Source organism: Prevotella sp. 10(H), from assembly GCF_000711235.1.
GTDB lineage: Bacteria > Bacteroidota > Bacteroidia > Bacteroidales > Dysgonomonadaceae > Dysgonomonas.
Window position 1 is genome coordinate 504,729 of sequence record NZ_JOMI01000001.1, and the last position, 20,577, is coordinate 525,305.

General features: G+C 44.1%; 11 protein-coding genes. 7 read left to right on the forward strand and 4 right to left on the reverse strand.

Annotated elements, in window-relative coordinates:
* The first annotated feature begins 553 nt into the window (after positions 1-553).
* The 6 genes from K348_RS0102240 to K348_RS0102270 all read left to right on the forward strand — a co-directional run bounded on the left by K348_RS0102240 (position 554) and on the right by K348_RS0102270 (position 13,477).
* The gene (locus K348_RS0102240; RefSeq protein ID WP_029902485.1) at positions 554-3,103 is read left to right on the forward strand and encodes a hypothetical protein; all 2,550 of its coding nucleotides are present in this window, start codon (positions 554-556) and stop codon (positions 3,101-3,103) included.
* 103 nt (positions 3,104-3,206) lie between these two features.
* Positions 3,207-6,092: a TonB-dependent receptor gene (locus K348_RS0102245; protein WP_029902487.1), complete on the forward strand. Its 2,886-nt coding sequence runs from the start codon at positions 3,207-3,209 to the stop codon at positions 6,090-6,092.
* Between the two features lie 19 nt (positions 6,093-6,111).
* On the forward strand, positions 6,112-7,692 hold the full coding sequence (locus K348_RS0102250) for a RagB/SusD family nutrient uptake outer membrane protein (RefSeq protein WP_029902489.1): 1,581 nt from the start codon (positions 6,112-6,114) through the stop codon (positions 7,690-7,692).
* A 21-nt stretch (positions 7,693-7,713) separates the two neighbouring features.
* Positions 7,714-9,447 (forward strand): DUF5114 domain-containing protein, encoded by a 1,734-nt coding sequence (locus K348_RS0102255; protein WP_029902491.1) that lies wholly within the window; start codon positions 7,714-7,716, stop codon positions 9,445-9,447.
* 11 nt (positions 9,448-9,458) lie between these two features.
* Positions 9,459-10,526: a glycosyl hydrolase 53 family protein gene (locus tag K348_RS0102260; protein ID WP_029902493.1), complete on the forward strand. Its 1,068-nt coding sequence runs from the start codon at positions 9,459-9,461 to the stop codon at positions 10,524-10,526.
* 497 nt (positions 10,527-11,023) lie between these two features.
* Positions 11,024-13,477, forward strand: coding sequence for a DUF4982 domain-containing protein (locus K348_RS0102270; protein ID WP_029902497.1), 2,454 nt, complete (start codon positions 11,024-11,026; stop codon positions 13,475-13,477).
* A 5-nt stretch (positions 13,478-13,482) separates the two neighbouring features.
* Here K348_RS0102270 and K348_RS0102275 read toward each other — a convergent pair whose 3' ends face one another.
* Positions 13,483-14,166, reverse strand: coding sequence for a TIGR02117 family protein (locus tag K348_RS0102275; protein WP_156032729.1), 684 nt, complete (start codon positions 14,164-14,166; stop codon positions 13,483-13,485).
* Between the two features lie 79 nt (positions 14,167-14,245).
* Here K348_RS0102275 and K348_RS0102280 point away from each other — a divergent pair, with 79 nt between their 5' ends.
* The gene (locus K348_RS0102280; protein ID WP_029902501.1) at positions 14,246-14,527 is read left to right on the forward strand and encodes a hypothetical protein; all 282 of its coding nucleotides are present in this window, start codon (positions 14,246-14,248) and stop codon (positions 14,525-14,527) included.
* A gap of 54 nt (positions 14,528-14,581) precedes the next feature.
* On the opposite strand, the gene K348_RS0102285 is transcribed toward K348_RS0102280, so the two are convergent.
* The 3 genes from K348_RS0102285 to K348_RS0102295 form a co-directional block, all read right to left on the reverse strand.
* Positions 14,582-15,265 (reverse strand): hypothetical protein, encoded by a 684-nt coding sequence (locus tag K348_RS0102285; RefSeq protein ID WP_029902503.1) that lies wholly within the window; start codon positions 15,263-15,265, stop codon positions 14,582-14,584.
* A 169-nt stretch (positions 15,266-15,434) separates the two neighbouring features.
* Positions 15,435-16,994, reverse strand: a complete 1,560-nt coding sequence (locus K348_RS0102290; protein WP_029902505.1) for a RagB/SusD family nutrient uptake outer membrane protein — start codon at positions 16,992-16,994, stop codon at positions 15,435-15,437.
* Between the two features lie 26 nt (positions 16,995-17,020).
* Entirely contained in the window at positions 17,021-20,194 is a 3,174-nt protein-coding gene (locus K348_RS0102295; protein ID WP_156032731.1) for a TonB-dependent receptor, read from the reverse strand.
* Positions 20,195-20,577: the final 383 nt, after the last annotated feature.

Below are 20,577 nucleotides of genomic sequence, written 5' to 3' on the forward strand. Positions count from 1 at the left end.
TTCTGCACGCAATCGTAGATTGTTTGCTTTTCTTTTTGAAACTTCATTTTGGAATTGCCCTGACGCACGACAAGGGTTTATACAAAACATATCAGAGAAAAGTTTTCTTAATTCTTGTCATGCGCCAGCCGCGCCGTTAGCTTCAAGTACGGGGTACCCGTAGGGCGAAAAAGGCTGAAAAACGAAAACGTGTTTGAGCTTATCTGCCAATTCGGATTATACAATTTGTTGAGCGAGTTTTTTCGTTTAGCCTTTAACCCCGTGACGGGTCGGACGTTGAAGCGGGGCGCTAAAGCGTTTTTGGTTCCTTTTGGGGATTAGGCCAAAAGGAACGCAAGCAATCTCCGATTGTGCGCAGTAAAACAAGCTTATCATCGATACAAAAGACTAAATATAAATGATTTAACTCATAAAAAGTCCGATTTGTTAAACTTTCTCCCTGTCCGATTTCTATCTATATCTGTCCAATTTGTGCCGTATATATGCCATTTCATTCGGCTAAATTTGTAATTGTTATTGTATGAAAGAATAACAAAATTTAACCGGATCGACCATGAAAGTTTATTTAATTACAATTCTTTGCCTGCTGTTTAGCCATGTGCTCCCTGCACAGAAAACGCAATCCGTGCCGACAATCTATGTCGACAAAAACGGAGTGATGCGCTGGTCGGACACACGCAGCGAAGCATCGTTTTACGGGGTCAACTATACCCTGCCGTTTGCCCATGCCTACCGCGCGATGAATTATCTAAGCAAGAACCACAAAGAGGCGATCGATAAAGATGTATATCATTTTGCGCGTCTGGAATTCAATGCATACCGCATACATGTGTGGGATGTGGAAATATCGGACAAAGACGGCAACCTTATCCAAAACGACCACCTCGACCTTCTCGATTACCTGATAGCCAAACTGAAAGAGCGCAATATAAGGATACTGATAACCACCATGACAAACTTTGGCAACGGCTATCCCGAAAGAAACAAGGATACAGGCGCTTTTTCTTATATGTATGATAAATGCAGTATCCACAGCGACGAAAATGCTGTGAAGGCGCAGGAAAATTACATATCTCAATTTGTGAAACATAAAAATCCTTATACACAATTATCATATACCGACGATCCTTACATTATCGGCTTCGAAATCAACAACGAACCCTGCCATGCCGGCACACCCAAGCAAACGGAAGAGTATATCAACCGCATGCTTACAGCCGTAAAAAAGGCAGGGAACACCAAGCCTGTATTTTACAACGTCAGCCACAATATGGATCATGTACAGGCATACTTCAATACGTCCATATCGGGCACTACATATCAGTGGTATCCTATCGGCTTAGTTGCAGGACATACACGAAAAGGGAATTTCCTGCCTTATGTAGACAATTATGACATCCCGTTTTCGGGAGCGAAAGGCTTTACTAACAAAGCAAAAGCCGTATATGAATTCGATCCTGCCGATATAACCTATTCTTATATGTTTCCGGCTATGGCGCGCACCTTCCGCTCGAACGGGCTCCAGTGGATAACACAATTTTCATACGACCCTATCGATATGGCATGGGCAAACACCGAATATCAGACACACTTCCTCAATCTGGCATATACCCCAAATAAGGCTATCAGTATGAAGATTGCCGCCGAAGTTGCATACAGCCAGCCTATGAACAAGAAATACGCTAAATATCCGAACGATACGGTTTTCGATCACTTCCGTGTCAGCTATGCACAGGATTTAAGCGAATATAATAACGGTGAAAAGTTCTTTTATTCAAATAATACTACAACCCAGCCACTAAATAAGCAAAAACTGAAATCCATAGCAGGCTGCGGCAATTCGCCCCTAGTCCGCTACGAGGGAACAGGCGCCTATTTTTTTGACAGGCTTGAAGAAGGGTTGTGGAGGCTCGAGGTGATGCCCGATGCGGTACAGATAAGTGACCCTTTTGCAAAGCCTTCCTTGGATAAAGAAGTTGTAACCATAATATGGAACGAATGGAATATGGAGATTGATCTTCCCGGTTTGAGTCAGGATTTTAAGATTGAAGCTATCGACAAAGGCAATAGTGTTAACAGGTTATCAAAGGGTGTTGGGTTTCCTGTAAAACCGGGAGTATATCTTCTCTGCAATAAAGATTACAAACCTGTCAATGAGTGGAATGCATCCGCAAAGTGGAACAATATCACACTGGGCGAATACGTTGCACCGAAGGCACATGCAGGTAAGTTTTCGGTAGCACACCAGCCCGCCATTGTAGCGGAAACGGGTAAGGCACTGAAAATTACGGCGAATATTGTCGGCCCGTCATTCCCCGATTCGGTCATTATTTATACAGATAAAATCTCTTTCTGGTCGCAGAACAATCCGTATATAAAGATGACCAGAGCTCACGGCTATACGTATGAAGCCTCTATACCCGCCGATATGATTGAAGAGGGAACATTCAGATACAATATCATAGTAAGCAAAAACGGAAAAGATATTACGTATCCCGATGCAATAGCAGGCAATCCGCTGGACTGGGATTTTTACCAGAACCGATACTACGAAAGCAGGATAACCAATGCAGATAGCCCGCTGGAACTGTTCAGCGCATCAGATAACTACGGCAGTATGGAAACATATGCCATACCCGAAACTTCGTATATCCGTAGTAAGGCCACAGGCATGAGCAGTATAAAATATACTTTCCATATTAAAAACAAAGAAGCGCGTTTCTTCTGGAAAAAGTATATAAAAGAATATATCGTAAACCGGAAAGAATCGCTGGATAAAGTAAATGACATTTGCCTCAACCTGAAAGCGACAGATGATATAAAGAAACTGAAAATCGGCTTCGTTACTTCCGACGGATACACATATACATCCTTAATTGACCTTAATAGCAGCACTGATATGTACAGAATTCCTCTTTCAGGTCTTGTACAGGATAAAACGGTAATGCTGCCTGCGCCATATCCGGTTTTTCTCGACCGCTATTTCGTACCTCAAACGCCAATACCGTTCAACATAAAAAACATAGAAAGCCTCGTGATATCTACGATAGAAGATGTCAGTGAAAATTCATCCGTCGATATCGGAAATATCCGGCTCGAATGAAATAATTAAAAATAGTTACCTTTAATAAAAGAATATAAACATGAAAAAGTGCAAGAAATTTATCCGGTTCCAGCTGTTGATTTTCTTATTTGTGCTACCGCTAATGGCAAATGCACAAGCTAGGAAAATAACAGGAACTGTTACAGATGAGGCCGATGAGCCGCTTATCGGGGTGGTAGTGAAAGTACCGGAAACCACGATAGGGATAACTACAGACTTAGACGGACAGTATGCGATAGAAGTGCCGGAAGGCAAGAATGAACTGGAATTTTCTTTTCTGGGATACGAACCTCAGTTAATCACTATTACATCGGGCATTATCAATGTAAAAATGATGCCGAAATCAATGACACTCACCGATGTTGTTGTCATCGGATACGGTACGCAACGCAAAAGCGACCTCACAGGCTCGATAAGCAGCGTCAGCAGCAAGGACTTCAACGAAGGGCTTATCAGTTCACCCGAACAACTCATCAACGGGAAGGTTTCCGGTGTGCAGATCATGTCCAACAGCGGTTCGCCCACAGGAGGAAGCACAATCCGCATACGCGGAGGGGCTTCGCTGAATGCAAGTAACGACCCGCTTATCGTCTTAGACGGTGTGCCATTGGAAAACGGAGGTATCAGCGGTAATACGGGCAATTTCCTCAGCCTGATAAATCCGGCGGACATCGAAAGCATGACTATCCTGAAAGATGCATCGTCTACCGCCATTTACGGTTCGCGGGCATCCAACGGCGTCATCATCATAACCACTAAGAAAGGTACGGGCAGCGGTATAAAGGTGACATTCAACACGACCAACTCTATACAGACACGTACCAAAATGGCCGACATGCTCAGCCGTAACGAGTTTATAGATGTCATCAATTCGCAGGGTACTAATGCTCAGAAAGCGCTTTTGGGAACTGCATCTACCGACTGGAACAAACAGATATTCCATTCTGCATTCGGCACCGACAATAATCTGAGCGTGGCAGGCCGCGTAGCTGAAAACTGGCCTATCCGTGTAGCCGTAGGATATTATAATCAGGACGGGCTGATACGCACCGATAATGCCGAGCGTTTTACAGGAAGCCTCAATCTGACTCCTTCATTCTTCAACGACCACCTAAAGGTGAGCCTCAATGCGAAAGGTTCTATTAATAACAACCGCTTTGCCAATACGGGTGCGATATGGGCAGCATCGACTTTCAACCCTACCCTGCCCGTCTATTCCGGAAACAGCGAATACGGCGGCTATTGGGAAGCTATCGACAGCGACGGCAAGCCTGTGAATGCAGGTGTACGCAACCCACGCGGGATGATAGACCAGTACAAGTCGACAAGTAAGGTACAACGCTTTATCGGGAATGTGGATGTAGATTATAAGATGCATTTCCTGCCCGAATTGAAGTACCACCTCACACTGGGTTATGATTACGCCGAAGGCAAAGGCTCTGTATACGTTCCGGCCGAAGCCGCCGAAAACTATACCATATCGGGCAGGGATTACGATTACGGCCCGCAAAAAAACACCAACCGTTTGCTCACTACATACCTTAACTACACAAAAGATATAAAAGATATAAAGAGCAGTATCGATGCTACTGTGGGTTACGATCATCAGTACTGGAAGAGTACAAGCCCTGCTTATGCCGAATACAATACTAAAGGGGAAGTGCAGTCATCTATAGCTCCTACCGATCAGCGGCACGCCCTGATCTCTTACTATGCGCGTCTGAATTATACATTCGATTCGCGGTATATGCTGACCGCTACCGTAAGGGGCGACGGTACATCGCGCTTCCACGAAGATAACCGCTGGGGTACATTCCCGTCTGTTGCGCTGGCATGGAGGGTGAACGAAGAATCTTTCCTCAGGGATGTGCGCTCGCTGAGCAATCTTAAGCTACGTGCCAGCTATGGTGTCACAGGACAGCAGGAAGGTATCGGCAACTATAATTATATGCCGGTTTATACACTTAGCCAGAACGGCGCACAGGTACAATTCGGCGACCAGTGGTATTACTCTTACCGTCCTCAGGCATATGTAGAAGACCTGAAATGGGAAACGACCACATCTTGGAATTTCGGGCTCGATTTCGGATTCCTCAAAGACAGGATAAGTGGCGCCGTGGATTTCTATACACGCAAGACCAAGGACTTGCTGGCTACAGTTCCTTCACCTGCGGGCTCGAATTTCAACAAGAACATACTGACAAATGTAGGCAATGTAGACAGCCACGGTATTGAATTTTCGCTGAATGCTACGCCTATCGATAATAAAGATTTCACATGGGATATAAGTTATAATATGACATGGCAGAAAATGAAAGTCAAAAACCTCTCGCTGGTAGACGGCGGGGCAGCAACCAACACGCTGGTAGGCCCTACTATCGACAGCTACCAGTTTCAGGTACTTTCGGAAGGATATGCACCTTATATGTTCTACGTGTATCACCAACTGTATGATGAAAACACAGGCAGGCCGATAGAAGGCGCATATGCCGATCTGGATAATAACGGCGTCATCAATTCTGCCGATCTGTATCGCTATCATTCCCCTGCACCCGATTTGATTTTCGGCCTCAGCACTTCGTTGCGCTATAAACAATGGAGCCTCGGTATGAGCTTCCGCGCCAATGTAGGCAACTATGTATACAACGGTATGGCAATGAATACGGGAGCATGGAATACTGTCAGTTACAACGACTTTCAGTTGAACAATCTCAACAGCAACTATCTGGATACAGGGTTTAAGTCGCGCCAGTATCTTTCAGATTATTATGTAGAAAATGCATCTTTCCTGAAAATGGACAACTTGAGCCTCGGCTACAACTTCGGACGTGTACATAAATGGTTCGGGCTGAATGTCAGCGCTATGGTACAGAACGTATTCTGCATAACAAAATACAGCGGGGTCGATCCCGAAGTTCCTAACGGAATGGACTTATCGTTCTATCCCCGTCCACGTACATATTCCATTAGCTTGGGATTCGATTTCTAAAAACTAAAAAAGACTTACAATGAAAAAGATAATATATACATTCATTCTGGCAGGCATAGCAATGCTTAGTTCCTGCCTCGGCGACCTCGACCAGTTGCCGCACGTGGAAAATACATCGAAGGATGTCTATGCCGAAGCGACCAATTATAAGGCTGTACTTGCTAAATTGTACGCTGCATTTTATATTGCCGGACAGGAAAAGGGAGGAAATAACCCCGACCTCGACAGCAATAGCGGACAGGACTATATGCGCTGCTACTTCAATTTGCAGGAATGCGGAACCGATGAACTGGCCTCAACATGGCTCGAAGGAGATAAAGTAGGCGACCTGACCTACCTTTCGTGGGATGCTAACGACCCGTGGGTATCGGATATGTATTACCGCATATTTTATAATATCGCCCTGTGCAACGAGTTTCTGCGCAATGCCGGAGAGGAACAGATAGCAAAATTTACGGAAAGTGAGCAGGCCGATATACGCAATTACCGTGCCGAAGCACGTTTCCTGCGCGCATTCGCCTATTATCATGCGCTCGACCTGTTCCGTAATATCCCGTTTGTAACCGAGAACGATCCTGTAGGTACATTTATACCGCCAAGATATGAAGCAAAACAGGTATTCGAATTTATCGAAACCGAACTGGAACAGATAGACAATGACCTGCTTTCACGCTCCGAATGTGAGTACGGGCGGGCGCCTAAAGCTGCAGCATATGCTCTAATGGCTAAACTGTACCTGAATGCAAAAGTATATATCAATGAAGACCGTTATTCGGACTGTATCACATACTGCAAACGTGTTATCGCCGAAGGCTATACGCTCGAACCTGAGTATCACAAACTATTCAATGCCGACAACCACAAACGCACGAATGAGATCATCTTTGCTTTTCCTGTCGATGCTACTTATACTGTATCGTGGGGTACTACAACCTATATCGTCTGCGGAGCGGTGAGCAACACTTCCGACTATCAGAAGCCGGGCGATTACGGCGTAACAAGCGGCTGGGGTTCGTTCCGCGTACGCGGCGATATTCCGAAGCTTTTCACTAACGGCGACAAGCGGGCTATGTTCTTCACCGAAGGGCAAACACTGGACGTAGATGTCGTTGAAAACCAAAGCAATGGCTATTTTGTAACAAAATGGACAAATCTGACCGATGCGGGCGAACAGGCATCCAACACAGCCGACGGCGGGGTAAATACCGATTTTCCGGTATTCCGTTTGGCAGATGTCTATCTGATGCTGGGAGAAGCGGTAGCACGCGGAGGTGCAGGCAGTTCCGCCACTGAAGCACTGGGATATATGAACGAAATACGGATGCGTGCCTTCGGCGACACTTACGAAACAATCGGCAAACTGAATGAAAGCCAATTAGATGAGGAGTTCTACCTTAAAGAACGTGCACGCGAATTATACTGGGAATGTACACGCCGCACAGACCTTATCCGCTATAACAGTTTTACGACTGCCGACTACCTGTGGCAGTGGAAAGGGGGAGAAAAAGTTGGCAGGGCTGTAGCTGATAAATACAACAACTACCCTATACCTGCAACCGATCTTACGGCAAATCCGAATTTATATAACGAAAATTACTAATCGAGCTATAACCATTCAGATATGAAAGCAATAAACAATATATATAAAATTGGCACGTGGCTGATTTTATCACTGATGCTCATGACTGCCTGCAACGATGACGGGGACAAAATCTACCTCTCGAGCATCGAAGGAAGCGATTTTGTGGTGACCGAAAGCAATGTGAAACTTTCCAAAGAAAATTCTACCCGTGTAGTACTTTCACTGGCATGGACTAAAGACGCCTTTCTGGCTGTGAGTGACCCGTCAGTATCATCTACAGCTACAGTATCCTATTATATACAGATTTCTACAAATCCCGATTTCAATGTCAAATCGGAGATTTATGAAGAATCTGCAACAGGATTTTCGAAAGCTTATAGCGGTGCGGAACTGAATATTATAGCAAAAACTCTGGGTCTTGAGCCCGACAATGAAACACCGCTTTACTTCCGCATCAAGTCGGTTACAGGAGCGAATATGGACGGCCCTTATAGTGAAGTAGCCACAGTAAATGTAACATCTTACCTGATAGATATGTCAGTAGGAACAATACTCGATGCCGACAAGGCTGAAACAGGCAGGATACTTGTATCTCCCGAACTGAACGGTATCTATACCGGATTCATGGGAGCATCGGGTTGGTACAACTATTATCTGCTCGAAGGCGACGGCACTATCTGGGGTAATGACGGCGTGAGTGGCGCAGCATTCCTTATGTCGTCTGAAAACGATGATGATAAACGCTGGAATTTCTGGTTCCCGGGCATTACAGGATGCTACTTTACAGAAGTGAATACGATAAAGAAACAATGGTCTGCCCTTCTTCTTCCGACGCTTACCGTAAGCGGGGATATACAGGCAGAGATGAATTTCGACAGGCCGACCGTGAGATGGACAGCAGTATTCAACGCCACTGAAGCTTCTACCATGAATATAAAACTGAACGCTGCCGGAAAACTATACGATTATACTACCGGAGATAGTGATGCTGCCGCAAAAGATACCCCTTTCGCCTTTTCACAAGACGGAGAGAATATAATACGGGCTGAACAGGCAGGAGATATCACCGTATCTGTACCCGAAGCCGGAACTTATACCCTTGTGGTCGACCTCAGCAATCCTCAGGCATGGACATGCACGGCAGTTAGCGGTTCCGAAGAGCCCGAGCCTGTCATCCAATATCTTTACCTGCCGGGAATAGACGACGGTATAACCAACGCCGACTGGAACTTCGACCATTATCTGAAACTATATAATGAAAACGAATTGAAATATGCAGGAGTGATCAATGTAAATTCAAAATGGGGATACAGTATCAATACGGAAAAGGATAACTGGACAGACAGGTACAATATGGATGAGGGTGATGCCTATGCCGGAAAACTCCGGTTCAAAGGGGAAGAAAATAACATCCCTGCCCCTACTCCGGGCGTATACCTGATAGAAACTTCCATGATAAGCTTCGAATATAGCCTAACGGCCATAGGAAACCAGATATATGTTTTAGGGCTGCACGATGTATGGCAATTTAACACTCCGCTGACTGCAACAGCTACTGCAGGCGTATATGCGGGAAATATTACGATAAACAGCGCTTCTCCATGGGGATTTGCAATCCACCTGAAAAATGGGGATTGGGATCGCAAGTTCGGAGGTTCAGGCGGTAAATTATATTACCGCGGCGAGAATATCAAAGACGACGCAGATCTGGCTCCGGGAACATACCTGATGACGGTAGACCTCATTAATGAAACATATAGTATCACACAATAACAGGAAAGACGATGAAACTAAAAAATATAATATTATCAGCGGCAATAGCTTTGTTTGCCTTTGCCTCATGCGATGACGACGATAAGCCTGTTTTCCCCGAACCACCCGTACATGAATACGATATGAGCGGATTTGCCAAAGGTGCGGATGTAAGCTGGCTCACAGAAATGGAAAAAGCAGGGAAGAAATTCTACAATGCTGAAGGTGAAGAAATGGAATGCATGACACTCCTGCGCGACCTCGGTATCAACTCTGTCCGCCTGCGGGTGTGGGTAGATCCGAGCGACGGCTGGTGCAATACGGAAGATATGCTGATAAAAGCATGGAGGGCAAAAAATCTGGGTATGCGTATCATGGTCGACTTCCACTACAGCGATAGCTGGGCCGATCCTGCACATCAAACCAAGCCTGCAGCATGGGCCGGTCTGGAGTTCGAAGATTTGAAAAAAGCCTTGGCAGACCATACTACCGAGGCACTGACCGCACTGAAAGAAAGGGGTATAACCCCCGAATGGGTGCAGATAGGCAACGAAACCATGAACGGCATGCTGTGGGAAGACGGCAGGTTGCTTGCCAATGTTAAGAATTATGCTGAACTGAATAATGCGGGCTACGACGCAACTAAAGCGGTTTTTCCCGACGCCAAAGTAATCATTCACTTCGACCGCGGACACCGTAACGATATGTACCGCCCGCGTTTCGACGGTCTTAAAAATAACGGTGCAAAATGGGATGTGATAGGCATGTCGCTTTATCCGGGTGAGGATAACTGGCAAACACTGGTCAATGACTGTTACAATAACATGCTGGATATGGTAGAGCGATACGGCTCGGATGTGATGATATGCGAAATAGGCATGGAACGAAACCCGACCGAAACAGGTAAGGAGCCAACATGGCCCGAAGCTTGCAAGCAGATGCTTACTTCGCTGATTGAGAAAACAAAGGCTGTTCCCAACGGAAAAGGCTTGGGAGTTTTCTACTGGGAACCACAATCGTACGGCAGCTGGAAAGAATATGCAAAAGGGGCGTTCGACGATTCGGGCAAACCGACGGTAGCAATGGATGCTTTCAGATAAAAACTTTATCTATACTGTAGGTAAATCCCTTGCCCGTCAATGATGAAGTTGGCGGGCAAAAAGTAACAATTCAAAACATGAAAAAGACGTTACTTTTGTTACCTTTTAACATTTTATGATAATTAATTATATGATCAGTACTAGAATGTTTATATCTATAAACTTTTTTCTTGATAAAAAAGTTACAAAAAATCAAGGCTGCAACCCTCGCAGACCCACCAACGGCTTAGCGGCTGAAAGTGACATACGGGCTATCGCCCCGTCCCTTTCTTCGCCACTTTCACCGGATGTGTCCCCTGCTGCGGGTTAAAGGCCGGAGCTGCAATGCGATGACGAGACAGCCGCTTGTCGTGCGTCAGCTTACCACGCTAGCCTTTTGGTTCGTTTTGGGCAAACAACGTTCGGCAGAGTGAAGCGGAGCCAATACCAAAATGAACATTAAAAGGAACACAAGTAATCTTCGATTGCGCGTAGTTTAAAATATAAATACATAAAACATGAAATACTATTTATTAATATCAATTCTTTCCCTCTTTGCATCTATAGGCTATTCGCAAACTCCAAGATACGAAGTACTTATAGAAAAGAACTGGAAATTTAGCAAAGGTGATTTCCCCGATGCTAAAAACAACAATTATAATGATACGGGCTGGGAAACGGTTACAGTTCCTCACGACTGGGCGATATACGGGCCTTTCGACCGCAAATACGACCTGCAGGAAGTCGCCGTCACACAAAACGGCGAACAGGTGGCAACCGTAAAAACGGGGCGTACAGGAGGATTGCCGTATATAGGCACAGGCTGGTACAGAAACAAATTCGATGTAAACAACTTTCAGAAAAAGGGAACCCGTGTCAATCTGCTTTTCGACGGGGCAATGAGCGAAGCACGTGTATATGTGAACGGGAAAGAAGCTATTTTCTGGCCGTTCGGCTATAACTCATTTCATTGCGATGTAACGGATTTACTCAATGAGGACGGAAAAGGCAACACACTTGCCGTACGCCTCGAAAACCTGCCCGAGTCGTCGCGCTGGTATCCGGGTGCGGGACTTTACCGCAATGTACATCTGATAGTTACAGATGAGGTGCATGTGCCTGTATGGGGTACTTATATTACAACTCCTTTTGTATCGAAAGAATACGCCTCGGTAAACCTGAAAACGGAAATAGAAAACAGCAACGGACAGGATATAAGGATAGTAACTGAAATACTGGATTCGGAAAATAAAGTAATTACAACCAAAGATAATACCCAAAAGATAAACCATAATAAGCCGTTCGAACAGAATTTTATTGTGAATAATCCACAGCTGTGGTCACCCGAAAATCCATACCTCTACCATGCCGTTTCGAAAGTATATGTCGACGGAAAAATGGTGGATGAATACAAAACCCGTTTTGGCATCCGGGATATAAAACTGATTGCCGATAGGGGATTTTTCCTGAACGGCGAGCGGAGAAAGTTTCAGGGAGTATGCAATCACCATGACCTCGGGCCCTTGGGAGCAGCTGTAAATGTCGCTGCATTGCGCCGCCAACTGACTATGCTCAAGGAAATGGGATGCGATGCCATACGTACGGCGCATAATATGCCTGCTCCCGAACTGGTAGAACTGTGTGACGAAATGGGCTTCATGATGATGATAGAGCCATTCGACGAATGGGATATCGCCAAGTGTAAAAACGGTTATCACCGCTTCTTCAACGAATGGGCGGAAAAAGATATGGTGAACATGCTGCGCAACTACCGTAACAATGCATGCGTAGTGATGTGGAGTATCGGCAACGAAGTGCCTACACAATGCAGCGACGAGGGCTATAAAGTAGCATCGTTACTGCAGGATATTTGTCACAGGGAAGACCCTACCCGTCCCGTAACATGCGGAATGGATCAGGTGACCTGTGTGCTGAACAACGGCTTTGCTGCCATGATAGACGTTCCGGGCCTGAATTACAGGGCGCACCGCTATCTGGAAACGTATGAGAAACTTCCTCAAAATCTTGTTTTAGGCACCGAAACTTCTTCCACTGTAAGTTCGCGCGGAGTTTACAAATTCCCTGTAGAGAAAAAGGCAGATGCAATATATGACGATCATCAGTCCTCATCATACGACCTCGAATACTGTAGCTGGTCTAACATACCTGATGAAGATTTTGCCTTGGCAGACGATTACGACTGGACAATGGGGCAGTTTGTTTGGACGGGCTTCGATTATCTGGGAGAACCCTCTCCCTACGATACCGATGCATGGCCGAATCACAGTTCCATGTTTGGGATTATCGACTTAGCCAGCATCCCTAAAGACCGCTATTACCTGTACAAAAGTATCTGGAATAAGAATGAAAATACGCTGCATATCCTCCCTCACTGGAACTGGAAAGGACGTGAAGGGCAAAAGACTCCCGTTTTTGTTTACACCAATTATCCTACAGCCGAGTTGTTTATCAATGGCAAGAGTTACGGAAAGCAAAGCAAGAACGATTCTTCGCTGACAAACCGTTACCGCCTGATGTGGATGGATGCAGTCTATCAACCGGGAGAAGTAAAGGTAGTGGCTTATAACTCTGAAGGCAAAGCGGTAGCAGAGAAAACAGTGCGTACTGCAGGCGAGCCTTACCGCATAGAATTGACTGCCGACCGCATGCAACTCAGTGCCGACGGAAAAGACCTGGCTTATATCAACGTGCGTGTAGTGGATAAAGACGGGAATCTCTGCCCTGCAGATAAACGTATGATAACATTCTCTGCCAAAGGAAACGGGAAATACAGGGCAGCTGCCAACGGCGACCCAACAAGCCTCGACTTATTTCATTTGCCGCAGATGCCGCTTTTCAGCGGGCAACTGACAGCGATAGTACAGGCAGGGGAAAATAAAGGTAAGATAGTGTTTGAAGCAAAGGCCAAAGGCGTTAAGGCGGCAGTGATTGAAATAGAGGTAAAAGAATAGCGCGATCATCTATACTGCCAAAACAACCCTTTGTCGAATGCAGTCCATACACACGCCTTTTGACCTGCCGCTTTCAGGGCATCATTTGCCCATGAGTTGCAGGTATAAAACAAGCTATAGCGGCCTTTTGCTTCATAAAAGGCATCGGAATCACCATAGTTTGCATCTGTTTTGATATTGATGAAATCTCCGGCCGCGTCTGTCTGGAACTTGGCTGTGATAAAGTCGATCAGCCTCCGGTACTGATCGTCATTGATGCGTATTTCCTTACATCTGTCGCCATCTGTCATCGTATGATAGAAAGTGGTATGCATAGCCGTCGTATTGATTCCGAAGACGGCTTTGAAGGCCACGGAGAATTTAAGTTGCGACCATGTAGGCGTGTCGAGATAGAACCCTTTATCTCCCCAGCCAATTGCCAAATAAGCATAGGTTGTATCCTTGGAGACGGTATTTGAGTACTTTATCTTTTCACTCCAGTCTATTTGTGCACTTTTTACGGGAACGACTATATCAGTGTGGTCGCCATTGGTAATAATGTATATCGTTATATCGGGGTTTTCCGTAATTTCTCCTGCAACGGGTATTCTGGACAGACAGAACTCCACAATAAGGTAGAGGACTACAAAGCCGAGAAAAGATAGCAGGAATATTTTTAATACATGGAGAATCTTTTTTATGTAAACCATATTCTATAATAATTCATTAGATATCATGAACTAAAACAAAACATGCTTGTAATGGTTCATATATATGAAACCGGAATAAATGAAGGGAGTAATAATTATAGTTATGGTAAACAATATAGTACAAAAGCACTTCGAAGTAGAAGTATGTAAATACGCGGAAGAAGATCTGCAGAAAGTAAAAGACAGGCTTAATGAAATAGACAGCCATATTGAATTAGAGGAAATCGGAAACTGCCCCGATTGCAATAACCCTAAAATAAAGGTCACATATCTTGAGGAAGAAGACAAGAACGAGCTGGAACGAACGATAGTGGATACGTTTCAGTTTTCGAAATTGTGGAGAGAATGCATATCAGAATAATGTGCCTTATACGGTATTATTCTGATATACTGCATTTTCAGGAACTACGATAGTTTACACATCGTATATTTCGTTATTCGAATCGGTGTGCCGTCTTATAGTATCTGACAACTGGCTTTTTACATAAGCCTCGATTTCGTTTCTCAGGAATACATTCCAATCAAGTGTTTTGCCTGTCCTTTCCAATATGGCAGGAAACAGGTTGAACAGTTCCGCCTCGTCCGGAAAGTCTTCGAGTTGCGACTGCAGTTTCTGATCGTTGAGGCTAGTTATGAAATCATCGATCCTGTTCATCATATCATCCCTGCTGAAAGGTTCGAAACGGATATAGTTGTCCCACTGGGTATAGTTGAGCCCAAACTCGTCGATCATATCATCGTTTTGCTCGGCATATTCAGAATCGGACATGCCGAGAGTGCCCTCATCGGCAACCTGTTCTATTTCCAGCGTTTCGGGGTTAAGGAAGCATACGTATCCGTTGAAAACAGATTCTGTTATTTGCTCCACTATACTCTCGTATTCAAACGGTATCTCCAAAGCTTCATTGCGGTTCTCATTTATGCTGAGTGAATCATCCAGATCATCCAAGTCGTCTGTATTATCCTGTGGAAGCTCCCCGTAATACTGGTCTACCTTTCTGTCGGTAATGCTCTGTGCCCCTGCTTGAGTATTATCTACTGTGTCGGGTGAAGTCGTACCCGGCATATTCTCCGGGGTTTTATCTTTATCTGCTGACATAATCCTGAGTTTAATTATTAATACTATAATAACTGTAAACCAAGATGACTACGTAAAAGTTTTAAAATCGAATGTTAATAAAAGATGATAATTACAATAAATAAGCAGAGGGGGAAGAACCCTCTTTTGCGAAGATCTTCCCCCTACTCCCAGTATAAACCCTTCTTTATTAATAACCCGGATTTTGTGTCAAATCTTTATTTATATTCATTTCCCTGTAAGGTATTGGGAACAACAGATAAATATTTTTGAAAGCATTTGCCGGAAGTTCAAATCTATCCGACGGAGCATAGTTTGCAATATCATTTTTCAGTTCCACTGCATATGCTTTGATCGTTTCTTCTGCATTGCCGTATCTCAACAGATCGTACCAGCGATGATTTTCAAATGCCAGTTCGCGGCGGCGCTCGGCAGCTACCGATTCTGCAGTAGGTGCAACCGGATCCAGACCTGCTCTGGCACGTACTTTATTCATGTGAGGTTGTGCCTCTCCGGCTTTGCCTTGTTCAACCAGACATTCCGACAATAACAATAGCGCATCGGCATAGCGATAAACCGGCCAGTTGTCGTTGTTGTTGAATTCCTTCAATTGCTTATGCAGATACTTTCTGATGAACGGCCTTGCAATTTCGCCTGCATTAAGCGGATCTCCCAGATTACCAACTCTGTCGTATACCATAGCATCGTTGGCATCTACCGGCGTACCTATAATAATTCCGATAGTCGCGTTGAGGCGCTTGTCGGCCGGATCATATGTTCTTATCAATGACTGAGTAGGGGTATTCCATCCACCTCTTTCTTTGATATCTCCTTTGTCAGGGATATTAGTTGCAATAGATGAATTGCTGGTTCTTGGCAGGAATTCGTAAATGATATCATTTTGCAGGCTAACATCACCGGCCAGATATTGTACTTCGAATATAGACTCTATACCGTTTTTCTTATCCGGATCGAATGCATCTGCATATTCAGGCATCAGGTCGTAACCCATAGTAAGGATGTCTTTCAGTTGCTTTTCGGCTTCAGCGTAGTCACGCGTAGGTTTTGTCATCAGCACATAAGCGTAAAGCATCTTGGCTGCACCTTTTGTAGCATGCCCCGATTGTTGTTTGATGTCGTTGAATTTAACTACCGGCAAATAATCTACTGCAGTTTTAACGTCATCGATAATCGCTGCATATACGTCGTCCACAGATGCGCGGCCTCTGAAAGCATTTGTTGAACTGGTAACCTGTGTAAGCTGTAATGGAACACCACCGTAAAGCTGTACCAGATGGAAATAATAGAAAGCCCTTAGAAACTTAGCCTGACCTATTATCGATTTTTTAAACCCATCAGATAATGCGGCTCCGTCGATATAGTCCAGAATAGCATTTGTACGGGCGATACCTTCATAGCATCTTGTCCACATAGTAGCAACCCTATCATTTGCATCATTCAGCATAAAGTCGGCTATTTCTTTGCGATAGAAGTTTGCATGTCCCTGATCAGTGGCGTAGTACATATAATGAGCATTATCGGAATGCATTTCCAACATTACATAAGCTTTGTTGTCAGATCCGTACAACGGGCGCAATGTAGAATAAGCTCCGTTGATGGCCTGCGTAAAATCAGATTCGGTTTTGTAAAATGATGAGCCTGTTATAGAATCTTCGGGAAATTTATCCAAAAAATCAGAGCACGAACCGAATATGAGTGAAATAATAAATATTGTGATTATTTTTTTCATGTTCAAAATATTATTGATTTATACACTTAAAACGTAATATTACAACCCAGACTGAATGTACGCGGCACAGGATACGTAGTTCTGTCTACCCCCATTCCGTTCCACTTCAAATCGTTATTGGTGCTTATTTCAGGATTGGTACCCGGATAATCGGTAAAGATAGCTACTTGCTGAGCTGAGAAATAAAGACGCGCTTTGCTGATATATTTATTAGGCTTTAGAGGCACATTGTATCCGAATGTGATATTCTTAATAGCCAGATGTGAGGCGCTGTATACCCAGTCGGATTGATTTGCTCTGGACAGTTCTGTAGTGTTTTTTTGAGTGCTCGGTATTTTGCCGTTACCCGGATTCTCAGGAGAACGCCAGCGGTCTTTCACTACTTTCAATACATTGAATACCCCGTCGAGATTGAGTGTATTCTGATATGCAGCAAGGAAAATATCACCACCGATTTGTCCTGTCAATAATACGCTAAGATCAAAATTTTTCCATTTGAATTCATTAGTTATACCAAAAGTCACATCCGGGTTAGGATCACCTATTACCGTCATGTCATTCTTGTCTATTATTCCGTCAGGCACACCGTTAGGTCCACTGATATCTTTCATACGCGCAGTACCCACTTTCGATTTACTGTGTTTTGGCTGGCTGTCGAATTCCGCCTGATTCATATATACACCATCGGATATATAACCCATAAATACTCCTATAGGACGACCAACTTCCAATCTGTTGAACTGACCCCATTCATCATATCCGCCAATAGGCGTATTGTTTGTACTTAGTTCTAATACCTCATTTTTAGGTATTGTTACATTCAAATTCGTTTTCCATGTGAAATCGCCTACAAGATTGCGTGATTCCAAAGTAAGTTCATGTCCCCATGCTTTGAATTTTCCCAGATTCGCTTTTATCTGACCAAATCCGGATGACCACGGAATATCGATCTGATAAAGCATACCGTCTGTTGTCTTAGTATAATAGTCGTACATGAAGAACAGGCGGTCGTTGAAGAATCCGAAATCCAGACCTAAGTCGAATTGTTTAGTTTCTTCCCATGTCAGTTCACGGTTTCCAATATTAGTAGGAACCTTACCCGAAGCAATGGCGCCGTTGAAAACATAATTGCTGTTACCTATCTGGGTTATATGTTCGTAGTTTCCGAATTCATAGTTACCGGTGATACCGTAACTGGCCCTGATTTTAAAATAGTTCATTGTTCTGCTCAACGGTTTCATAAACGATTCTTCTGAAACGAGCCATCCTGCCGATGCAGACGGGAAGTTTGCCCACTTACTTCCGGCACCGAATCTCGAACTACCGTCGCGTCTGATATTACCCTGAATCATATAGCGGTCTTTGAAGCTATAGTCTACACGGCCGGTCAATGAAGATACTGTCCATGCAGTTACACCTGTGTCACCTGTTCGGGTAGCTGCGGCATGTACCCATTTTACAGCATCGTCCGGATAATCGCTACCACTCAGTGCTCCTCTTTCCCAATGATATTCCTGTGCAGAATAACCGGCCAACAGGCTCAGGCTATGGTCGCCGAATGTTTTATCATAAGTTAAAAGGTTTTCCATATTCCAGTTGTAGTAAAACTCAGTGTTGTACTGTCCGCCGGGTTTTCCCGGAGGTGCTGAATTCCACCCCCCTGCCGAAGTAGAAGGTGTCCATACGTTTTGCTGTCTGTTGCCCAAATCGATACCTATCTGAAATTTATACTTAATACCGTTCCAGATATCTACATCGGCAAAAGCATTAGTAAGTAAAGTAAATACCCTGTATTTGTCTTCATATTCGTTTACTCTTCTTAGCCAGTTCACCTGGTCGAACATTCCCGGAGAATATAGCGCTATTTTAAGATCGCCGTTATCATCGTAAGGAGTCTGGCAAGGGTCGGCTATAAGGGCACCACTCAGGATATTTCGGTCACCATCGGTATTCCCATTGCGATAGAGTTGCAGCATAGGAGCTACATTCAGTCCTATCTTAATTTTATCATTTACTTTATAGTCGTTATTTGAACGAAGTGTAATACGTTGGAATTGTGAGTTCTTAACAATTCCTTTCTGATTGAAATATCCAATTGTAGACATGCTGGTAAACTTGTCTGTACCTCCGGTTATACCTACACTGTATGACTGTATAGTTCCGGTTCGCGTCATCAGCTTATACCAGTTAGTACCTTCGCCATATTCCTCGGGATTCTGATACATTTCAGGAATTCCGTCACTAGCCGGCCTGTCTCCCCACTTTATTGCATCTTCGTAATATTCTTTTTTGAATTGTGCAAATTCGCGTGCATTCATTACATCCATTTCCTTAGTGCCTGACAATGACTGAATACCATAGCTGGCATTTAAAGTCACAGTTGTTTTCCCTACCTTACCTCTTTTGGTTGTGATCAGGATAACACCGTTAGCCGCACGTGAACCGTAAAGTGATGTTGCAGCGGCATCTTTCAATACAGAGAAGCTTTCGATTTCATCAGGGTTGATGTTATTCAATCCTGTAGAGAAAGGCATTCCGTCGAGAACAATCAAAGGCTGGCTACCACTACCCAAGGAAGCAGCACCACGAACCCTGAAAGCCATTCCCTGACCGGGTATACCCGAAGCCTGGCTTACCTGCACTCCGGCAATCTGTCCTTGTAGCTTTTGTGCAACCTGTCCTACAGGCAAATCAGCCAAAGCATCAGCTTTGATATTTGTTATAGCGCCTGTTACTTTACTTTTCTTCTGTGTACCATAACTCACCACAATTACTTCATCGAGCAGTTGCGCGTCTTCAGCTAATGTAACATCAATTGTAGTTTGTGATCCCACAACAATTTCCTGAGTCTTAAACCCAATAAATGAGAAAACCAATATGGCATTATCATTCGGAACTGTTATTCTATACTGTCCGTCTACATCGGTAAGAACACCTGTTGTAGTGCCTTTTACAGTAACGGCCACACCGATTACGGGCTCTCTGTTACCATCGACAACTACACCGGTAATTGTTTTCTCTTGCTGTTCTGATTTTTCACCGGAAGCAGTCGTCACATCGTTGGTATTATTAGAATACGCAGCGACCGGAATGCCCATTAAACCGATAAAAACAAGTATACATGCGATTCTCATAGGTAAAAAGAGTCGTCCTGTTCTCTTTCTGATGAAAGAGAAAAAATTAAGTGAAATAATTCTCATACTTTTGATTTTAGGGTTAAAAGATTTTTTGTTCGTTAGTTTGAATTTTCATTGTGATTTGATTTTCATTTGGTAGTACGATTTTTCATAGAGATTGTTTAGTTTAAAAAATAAAAAAAGCCGCATAGGCATTTACGTCGTGTAAATACCTATGCGGCTTTTTTTTCTTAATTATTATATCTAATTTAGCGCGCTCTTTGCCCGGCCTGTTTTTGGGGGTCTTATTTAATGGATAGTATAGCTGTCGGTTGTGTGTGTTCTCTCTCTCTCTCTCTCTCTCTCTCTCTCTCTCTCTCTCTCTCTCTCTCTCTAGCAAAATAAGTCTAACTGCCAAATTTTCAGAAGAAAAAGAAGCGAAAAAGTTAAAATTATTTTGTGCAAAT

Coding starts and splice junctions, on each gene's coding strand:
- K348_RS0102285 (WP_029902503.1), bottom strand. CDS start 15,265: ATGTCAGCAGATAAAGATAAAACCCCGGAGAATATGCCGGGTACGACT.
- K348_RS0102250 (WP_029902489.1), top strand. CDS start 6,112: ATGAAAAAGATAATATATACATTCATTCTGGCAGGCATAGCAATGCTT.
- K348_RS0102260 (WP_029902493.1), top strand. CDS start 9,459: ATGAAACTAAAAAATATAATATTATCAGCGGCAATAGCTTTGTTTGCC.
- K348_RS0102295 (WP_156032731.1), bottom strand. CDS start 20,194: ATGAGAATTATTTCACTTAATTTTTTCTCTTTCATCAGAAAGAGAACA.
- K348_RS0102280 (WP_029902501.1), top strand. CDS start 14,246: ATGAAGGGAGTAATAATTATAGTTATGGTAAACAATATAGTACAAAAG.
- K348_RS0102270 (WP_029902497.1), top strand. CDS start 11,024: ATGAAATACTATTTATTAATATCAATTCTTTCCCTCTTTGCATCTATA.
- K348_RS0102255 (WP_029902491.1), top strand. CDS start 7,714: ATGAAAGCAATAAACAATATATATAAAATTGGCACGTGGCTGATTTTA.
- K348_RS0102290 (WP_029902505.1), bottom strand. CDS start 16,994: ATGAAAAAAATAATCACAATATTTATTATTTCACTCATATTCGGTTCG.
- K348_RS0102240 (WP_029902485.1), top strand. CDS start 554: ATGAAAGTTTATTTAATTACAATTCTTTGCCTGCTGTTTAGCCATGTG.
- K348_RS0102275 (WP_156032729.1), bottom strand. CDS start 14,166: ATGGTTTACATAAAAAAGATTCTCCATGTATTAAAAATATTCCTGCTA.
- K348_RS0102245 (WP_029902487.1), top strand. CDS start 3,207: ATGGCAAATGCACAAGCTAGGAAAATAACAGGAACTGTTACAGATGAG.